The organism is Chamaesiphon sp. OTE_20_metabat_361 (assembly GCF_031364565.1).
This window is the reverse complement of sequence record NZ_JANLWO010000806.1, coordinates 1-6,948: the sequence shown is the minus strand read 5'-3', so window position 1 is coordinate 6,948 and position 6,948 is coordinate 1. Positions and strand designations below refer to the sequence as shown.

The 6,948-nt window shown below is 43.0% G+C and carries 7 protein-coding genes; 3 read left to right on the top strand and 4 right to left on the bottom strand.

Translation table 11 applies throughout. The features are described 5' to 3' along the window. From RMO35_RS22715 to RMO35_RS22705, 3 genes are all read right to left on the bottom strand, one after another. Positions 1–346: RDD family protein (locus RMO35_RS22715; protein ID WP_309744604.1), on the bottom strand; the 346-nt coding region annotated here is incomplete at its 3' end. A 98-nt stretch (positions 347–444) separates the two neighbouring features. Then, positions 445–1,284 (bottom strand): alpha/beta hydrolase, encoded by an 840-nt coding sequence (locus RMO35_RS22710; protein ID WP_309744602.1) that lies wholly within the window; start codon positions 1,282–1,284, stop codon positions 445–447. Positions 1,285–1,497: 213 nt separating this feature from the next. Beyond that, complete coding sequence (locus tag RMO35_RS22705) at positions 1,498–1,839, bottom strand: hypothetical protein (RefSeq protein ID WP_309744600.1); 342 nt, start codon at positions 1,837–1,839, stop codon at positions 1,498–1,500. Between the two features lie 194 nt (positions 1,840–2,033). On the opposite strand from RMO35_RS22705, the gene RMO35_RS22700 reads away from it, so the two are divergent. The 3 genes from RMO35_RS22700 (at position 2,034) to RMO35_RS22690 (ending at position 6,323) form a co-directional block, all read left to right on the top strand. Then, positions 2,034–5,411: a HEAT repeat domain-containing protein gene (locus tag RMO35_RS22700; protein WP_309744598.1), complete on the top strand. Its 3,378-nt coding sequence runs from the start codon at positions 2,034–2,036 to the stop codon at positions 5,409–5,411. A 137-nt stretch (positions 5,412–5,548) separates the two neighbouring features. Next, entirely contained in the window at positions 5,549–5,866 is a 318-nt protein-coding gene (locus RMO35_RS22695; protein WP_309744596.1) for a hypothetical protein, read from the top strand. A gap of 7 nt (positions 5,867–5,873) precedes the next feature. Continuing rightward, entirely contained in the window at positions 5,874–6,323 is a 450-nt protein-coding gene (locus RMO35_RS22690) for a PIN domain-containing protein (RefSeq protein WP_309744594.1), read from the top strand. A 106-nt stretch (positions 6,324–6,429) separates the two neighbouring features. Here the strand turns inward: RMO35_RS22690 and RMO35_RS22685 are convergent. Continuing rightward, the coding region (locus RMO35_RS22685) for an AraC family transcriptional regulator (protein WP_309744592.1) at positions 6,430–6,948 on the bottom strand (519 nt) is incomplete at its 5' end.

Here is a 6,948-nt window from a genome sequence, read left to right as displayed (position 1 = left end):
CTGAGCCACGCAGACCAGCGATGATAAAAGATAATGGATGACCATCGGTTTTAACCACTCTGATGTTCATGATTCCCATACCAATAGATTGCTCTTTACGACTCCAAAAATAACCAAAATACAAAAAGTCACCGAGTATAGATACAAGCATAAATACACCCACGCCCAGAGATAAAAGTAAGTCAGGTACATCCATCCTGCTCTTGGTATAGATTGCACTGACTACTCCAACGAGAAGCGATCCTAAAAAATAGAGAATAAAGAGAATGGCTCGTTCGCGAAGCGTGGGCTTTGCCCAATCGATCGACCAGGCCGCAAACCGTTGGAAGAAACTCGCCTTGTTCATTTTTAATTTTGTATCCTTAAATATTTTCTACAAGGAAGACACAGTGGTTATGCAGCCAAATAGATAAATCATCTACCTCAATTGTGGTTTTGAAGCCCTTATTCGCTCAAGAAAGCGAGAAGCTGGCGCGTTAGTTCTTCCGGCTGTTCCTCCGCAATCCAGTGACCGGAACCTTTAATGATGCTACCGCGAACGTTGGACGCGAAATCTTGCATCATTGCCTCGACGTAGCTCCCCAAACTATGCTCGCCGCCGATCGCGAGAATAGGCATGGTCAGTTTTCGCTTGCTACTTTCTTGATTTTGAGCAAAGTTTTGTTGTGTATAACGGTAATATTGGAGTGCCGATCGCATCGCCCCGACAGCCGAATACCACCGCACATATTCGTCAAGATCGTCTTCAGTAAAAGCAGCCTGGTTATAGCCGAAGTTTCGATAAAACCAAGAAAGATACATCCGCTCGCGCCCAACGATTAGCGACTCAGCAATGTCTGGCTCGGCATGAAATCCCATGTGCCAATAACCGCCGGATTCCACCGTTTGCGGTGCCCCTTCCATCATCACTAACCGACGAACATCATCAGGGTGAGCGGCGGCATACGCATACCCAACGGGTGCGCCGACATCATGCCCGACGATCGAAATTTGTGCCAAGCCGATGTGACGGGCGAGTTGATAAATGTCTTCGGCAACGGTTTGGTGGTCGTATCCACTCGTTGGTTTCGATGAAGCACCCATGCCACGCAAATCGGGCGCGATGACAGTGTAGCGTTCGGCGAGAGCGGGCATAATGCGGTGCCACTCGTACCACGTTTGCGGAAAACCATGTAGCAAGACTACTGGCTCACCTGCACCGCCGCTGACGAAGTGTAATTTTACGCCGTTAACCTCTGCCATGTGATGGCTGAAGGTGCGATCGAAATCTATTTTCTCAATCATCTAATAAATCTGCTCGTCTGTATTTTGCTCTGAAGTCATATTCATCGCTAGCTACCTTGGTTGAGAGCGAATATGTTTACAGCCTAACGAATTGAAACACCGAAACTTATCACGTTCTTGCTGTCTTGGATGTATTAGCTCGGATGACAATTGTGGTTTCGGATTGGTCGATCGGCAAAAAAATTGCCCCACGCTAATTGTGGGGCTGATGATTTAGTTGGATTCAACTTCTTCGATAGTGCGCGTCTCGCCGATCTTCACAGCACTGACACCCGTGCGGATAGTGTTACAACCTTTGCCAGAGAACATGTTGGGAAATTCTGGGACAGCTTGGGAAGTTGTAAAATATTCCGTAACACGTTCGACGATCGCCCAACAAGCACCCAGTTCGCAAACTTTTTTGGCAATGTTTTTCACCTTGATAAAATTCTTCGCCTGTGCGGGAGCTGCAACGGTACTAATTGCGATTGCTCTTCCAAGGGCAACTGTGGGCACTATGACTAAAGGGCTAGCCATGTAAGCCGCGAATGCCGCCGAGAAAATTTTCTTTGTCATGTGATTTACAATTGAGAAACGTTTTTAGATTCGGTCAGGCGGACAACCATTGAAAACTTTTACTGTTCCGCAGTGCGGTTTGTTTCGGTTTTCGTCTGGCTTCTTTGTCCATGAATCCAGAATAAGCTCAAACCTTTGCTGGATAAAGTCCCCAATGGTATCAGTTTTGGTATAAATTTTGGTGTAAATGTTTTATGGAGAATAGTGACTGGTTAGATTTTCTCGATTTCATTGCCATTGAGAAAAAACTGACAATCATCCAAAAAACAACTCTGAAAACTAAATTTCCAACCTTTAACGGGATGGTCAACGATCGAGACTTACTCGTAAAGCTCAATCTAAATGTAGATGCAGCGGGTACTTTGAAAAAACGCTTGGGCAGTTTATACAAAAAATTTGGCGTACCAGAGGGGATAGATAACAAAGCGATCGCATTACAGAAAGATCTGCAACAGGAATCGCGGAATTGGCTGTGTAAGCAAGAGAAAAACTCGATCGATAATCTATCAATTCCCACTCTCATACTCCCAATCCAGCAAGCTACACCCCAAATCAACTGGCTCGATCGATCGCGCCAACTCCTCCAAGCCCAAAAGCACCTCACCACAAACCGCCTCCTCAACAAATCCAACCGCAATCTCGATGATATTCACGTACCATTGAGACTGATCGAGCGGAAAGAACGCCCCAAGGTAAACGAGGAACCATCGCCAGAACAGGGTTCCCAGCTATATCAAACCGAATACACCGAAACCAAACGCTTCGAGCATGAGGCATTTCTCGCCGATGTGGTAGGAAAACCTGCTGGGGGCAAACATATCGCGATTATCGGCGAACCTGGTGCGGGTAAGACAACCATCCTGACTAAAATCGGTGCATGGCTGATTGGGCAACCGGAGCAACAACCGCCAGCACCATTGGTAGTAGCGTGGATATCGCTAGCCGATGTCGGAGATCGCCGACTGCAAGCATATCTTCAGGATGAATGGCTGCAAAAAGTTTGCGAAGACAACTTTGATACAGCTTGGGAAGACTGGAAAGGATTGCGCCAGCAGGGGCGTGTGTGGCTGTTATTGGATGGTTTGGATGAAATGTCTGGCGATGCTTTGGCGGCGATTCATCGCGATTTGGGAGATGCTTGGGCGGAGAATTTGCGGGTGGTGATGACTTGTCGGATCAATCAGTGGGAAACTGCTGCGGGTGGTAATATTCTGACCGATAGCTTTGATGTCTATCGCACGCTGGACTATAGTTATCAGACGAGCAAGGGTGAAGACCAAGTAAAAGAATTTATTGGCAAGTGGTTTGCCGACAATGAAACAGTAGCTACCCAGATTCGCACTGAGTTGGATGATCCAGGCAAGGAACGGATTAAGGATTTGGTAAAAAATCCGCTCCGGTTGACGCTATTGTGTGCGTCTTGGGAAAAAGATAACCAAGCTCTACCAGAGACAAAAGCTAATTTGTATCGGGGGTTTGTGAATTATCTGTATAACTGGAAGGCGGCGGAGTTTAAAGACGAAGTAAAACTCAGACAGGAACTAGATCTAGCTCTGGGGGAACTGGCAAAGGCGGGTTTGAATCGACAACCGATTAATGATGGCGCAGTCAGACGGTTTCGCTTTACAACTTCGGAAATCAGCGAGTTATGGGCAGATCGATCGGATACTTTACTACCTACTGCGAAGAATTTGGGCTGGCTGAATGTGGTGGGAGAGGAAGCAGGGGAGGATGTATATGCTTTTTACCATCCGACATTTCAGGAATATTTCGCCGCGACAAGTGTAAATAATTGGCACTTTTTTTTAAACCACTTCCCCGATAGTCCCAATCATCCAGATGCAAGCTACCGAGTGTTTGAATCACGATGGAAAGAAGTCTATTTGCTATGGCTAGGTCAAGACAAAATACTCAGAAAAGACAAGGAGTACGCACTATCATTATTAATTACATTTAACGATGCTTGCGATGAATTATACAAGTACAAAGCTTTTGTAATGGCAGCATTGGGAATAGCGGAGTTTGGAAGTTATAGTCAAGCAGAATCAATTATAAAGCAAATAGTAAATTGGTATTTTGGATATACAGAATTTCAGCTTGACAATGAGCTGACAGTTACATTTCATAGCTCCATGACTATCGATAATTTGGTGAAAACAGCCCTTGAAGAAACTAATAGGCAATCCCTAATCAAATACTTGTCTAAACTAGCTAATACAAGCTCATATGAATCTACCCGTCGAGATGCTGTTCGTTGTTTGCGAGAAATTGGATATAACGATTGGGAAGTCATTCAAGCAATGATTGAATTGACGAGTAACACAGACAAACAAGTTCGACAAAAAGCAATTGAATACTTATGCGAAATAGGAAAAGGAAAATCAGAAGTTATAAACACATTGAATTCATACCTACTTGATGCCGATGAGGAGGAGCAATTTAAGATTGCCAAAGAATTAGGTAAGATTGACATAGACAATAAAAATGTAATTCAAATTCTGATGAGTAATTTACTGGCATGTGACGATAGTTATGATTCTCGTCAAATTGCATATATTATTCAAAAAGTTGATATTAATAATGAATGCTGCCAAATTTTAAAAAATCTATTGCAAAATGTCGAAGAAGACAGCGCAAGGCTATCTTTGTCTGAGAAATTGATTTATATCAAACCAGATAGCTTGGAAGCAGCAAGCAATCTCAATCAGATATTAGAGAGCGATGCTGAAGATGAACTCAAGCTTAATGCTGCGGTTATTTTGCTTAATAACGATCCTACTAACACAACAGCTATTTCTTTTTTAGTTGATACTTTGCAAAATAATTGCAATCCAGAGGATAGGATGTCAATTATTAAAATATTAGGATTGTTAACAACAAACGATCCAACTGTTATTACTTCATTTAATATGATGTTGGATCTTGAAAAAGAGAACGAGACACTTGCTGTGATTTCTGAATTCCTAAAGCACTGTGCAATTGGAAATCAAGAGTCAATTATGGCTTTAACTAAAATAATGAACAAGATTGAAGATCCTCATTTAAAATGTCATCTTGCCGAATGTCTTGGTGAAATAGATCCAGGTAATTCAGAGGCTATCGATGTATTAATTTTATATTTCGATGCGATGGACGGTGAAGAATCTAAGGTTTACGCTATCGATCGATTCTCAAAAGTTGGTGATGGAAATAGCACTGTCGTCCAAAATAAGCTAAGTAAAATAATTAATGAAAATTGGACTGCGCGAGTTCTTCAAGAAGCAGGCTGGAATTTGTGGATATATTACGATATCGATCGGGACAAAATTTATTCATTTATCAGGAACGTACTATTCCATACTAATGACAAAGAAGCTATTGGGTGGGCAGCAAGGCGGCTAAAGATTATTCTCAATGAAGAAATTATTAGTGATGTTGTAACTCATATGGTAAGAGGACTGCGGGATAATGCTTATGAAGATAAACGAGATATTTATAAAATATACTTCGATCTAGCTATCTACTGTGTTGAAAGAATGACCTATTTAGATTTCTATAGAGCTTGGAATGATGGAGTCAATCGCATATCGTAGCTCGGTACGTCGCTGATGCCCTCTCCCCAGAGAAAGAGAACTTAGTAGCGGCGATTTGGAGTGCGACCGATCGATTTACCGAAGCCTAAAACCACCGCAGCAGCTAAAATAGAAGTACCCAGCAACGAGGCAAAATCATGAGTCCCGTAGTAGCAGAAATTTTACAACAGATCGATCGACTCCCCTTAGTCGAACAAACAAAAATCCTCAGACAGCTAGAACAAAAAATTGAGACTGCAATGGCTCACAACGCTGCACTGCCAAATCCAGCCAACACTTCTCAGCAGCAATGGCAACAAGCCGTCGATCGGATTCGCGATCGAACCCCGAATTCCCTCGATCTTCAAAGAACCAGTATTTCCGATCTGTTCGCCAAATTTAACGCAGATGACGATCGAGAAGAACAGCAACAAGCCCTAGAAATCATCAATTCCATCCCCAGAACATCGATCTAATCCCTAAATGACCCAAATTGTTTTGCTGGACTCCACCCCAGTTGGATTAATTACCAACCCCAAAGCAACTCCTTTGGCAATTGAATGTCAGCAATGGTTAGAGAGCTTACTCGACAGAGAATTCCATGTTGTTCTCCCTGAAATCATCGATTATGAAATTCGTCGAGAATTGCTCAGAGTCAACAAAATCAAGAGCATTCGCCGACTCGATGAGCTGAAATCTGCGCTCACATATTTACCGATTACTACAGAAGTAATGATCCAAGCCGCCCAACTGTGGGCAAAAGTTAGGCAACAAGGCAAACCAACCGCTGATAATAAAGCTCTTGATGGAGATGTGATTTTAGCCGCTCAATCTATCCTCATTGGTAGTGATGAATATCCCTCAATCATGGCTACTAGCAACCCCAAACACCTTTCTCTATTTGTCAATGCGAGAGGCTGGCAAAATATCTAGATTTTGAACTCAACTTTCCAGAGAAACCCCCGTGAAATTTTCACAAATCGAAACATCATTCCCGATCGATCGCCAAGAATCATAGCTCACGATCGAATTTAACCTTCTAAATATTGAAACTTATCACGTTCTTGCTGTCTTGGATGTATTGCTTCGGCGTAACGCAAACGAGCCGCTTGAAGTGGGAGCTAAAGTGACTTTGACTGACAAATCCAGTTTTAATAGCGACACTCTCGATCGAATGCTCCTTCCTCAGTAGCCGTTTTGCCTGCAAAATTCGCATTTGAATTTGATAAGCGTGCGGCGGCATTCCAAAGGTTTTGCTAAACGAGCGATTGAGATGAAATGGACTCAAGTTTGCAAGCTGAGACAATTGCTCTAATGATATTTCTCGATCGGCATGTTCTTCTAAATAGTCTCGAACGCGATGGACAGGCTGAATTTCTAGGCCTAATTTGTCGAGATCGGGTGGATTTTCGGCATAGCGCAAAATCAATTGTGCTAGCAAATCTAAGGTTAATGTCTGTTGTTCGAGCATAGAGGTGGAGCGTTCTATGGCTTGATGAACTCGAATGAATTGAGTATTAAAGTCGCGATCGCGAACGATTGGCATTGGGAAAATTGG

Coding starts and splice junctions, on each gene's coding strand:
- RMO35_RS22710 (WP_309744602.1), bottom strand. CDS start 1,284: ATGATTGAGAAAATAGATTTCGATCGCACCTTCAGCCATCACATGGCA.
- RMO35_RS22705 (WP_309744600.1), bottom strand. CDS start 1,839: ATGACAAAGAAAATTTTCTCGGCGGCATTCGCGGCTTACATGGCTAGC.
- RMO35_RS22700 (WP_309744598.1), top strand. CDS start 2,034: ATGGAGAATAGTGACTGGTTAGATTTTCTCGATTTCATTGCCATTGAG.
- RMO35_RS22695 (WP_309744596.1), top strand. CDS start 5,549: ATGAGTCCCGTAGTAGCAGAAATTTTACAACAGATCGATCGACTCCCC.
- RMO35_RS22690 (WP_309744594.1), top strand. CDS start 5,874: ATGACCCAAATTGTTTTGCTGGACTCCACCCCAGTTGGATTAATTACC.